The 802-nt window shown below is 56.7% G+C and carries 2 protein-coding genes; both read right to left on the reverse strand.

Translation table 11 applies throughout. From position 1 onward, the window contains the following. A partial coding sequence (gene rplT / locus ENZ75_RS33210; RefSeq protein ID WP_128278676.1) for a 50S ribosomal protein L20 occupies positions 1-368 on the reverse strand: 368 nt, incomplete at its 3' end. A gap of 93 nt (positions 369-461) precedes the next feature. Next, entirely contained in the window at positions 462-665 is a 204-nt protein-coding gene (rpmI, locus tag ENZ75_RS33215) for a 50S ribosomal protein L35 (protein ID WP_006201248.1), read from the reverse strand. Positions 666-802: the final 137 nt, after the last annotated feature.

The raw sequence follows: 802 nt of genomic DNA on the forward strand, positions 1-802 counted from the left end.
GTGTTCTTCAGATATTCGAGCGCCACCTTGGCCTTGGCGACCAGGGCCGCGAAAGCCTGCGGCTCGTGGATGGCCATGTCCGACAGGATCTTGCGATCGATCTCGATGCCCGACTTGTTGAGGCCGTCGATGAAGCGGCCATAGGTCAGGCCATGCTCGTGGGTCGCGGCGTTGATGCGCTGGATCCACAGCGCGCGGAAGGAGCGCTTGCGGTTCTTGCGGTCGCGGTAAGCGTATTGCAGCGACTTTTCCACCGCCTGCTTGGCGATGCGGATGGTGTTCTTGCGGCGGCCGTAGAAGCCTTTCGCGGCTTTCAGGACCTTCTTGTGCTTGGCGTGCGAAGTGACGCCTCTTTTTACGCGTGCCATGTCATGATCTCCTTAAAAGCAATTCCAGGAAAAGTGCCTTGCGGTTTTCCGTTCGGAATTGCGTAAAACAAATGCGTGTCCGGACCGAATGCCTTAGAGGCCGTTCGGCAGAAAATTCTTGATGACCTTCTTGCCATCCGGTTCAGCCAGAACCATCGTGCCGCGGGCATTTCGAATGAACTTGTTGGAACGCTTGATCATGCCGTGACGCTTGCCGGCCGCAGCCGACAGGACTTTACCCGTACCTGTGATCTTGAACCGCTTCTTGGCGGCCGATTTGGTCTTCATCTTGGGCATTTTGCTACTCCGTATTGTTGGCGCACTATCGCGCTTCTTGTTCGCTTCAGGCCGACCAAAGCCCGAAAAGCAAATGAAACCGCCACGGCATGCCCTGCCGGGCGGTTTTCTTGAACGGCGGTGCTATACGTCAAAGA

Source organism: Mesorhizobium sp. M7A.F.Ca.CA.002.04.1.1, assembly GCF_004022805.1.
Lineage (GTDB): Bacteria > Pseudomonadota > Alphaproteobacteria > Rhizobiales > Rhizobiaceae > Mesorhizobium > Mesorhizobium ciceri.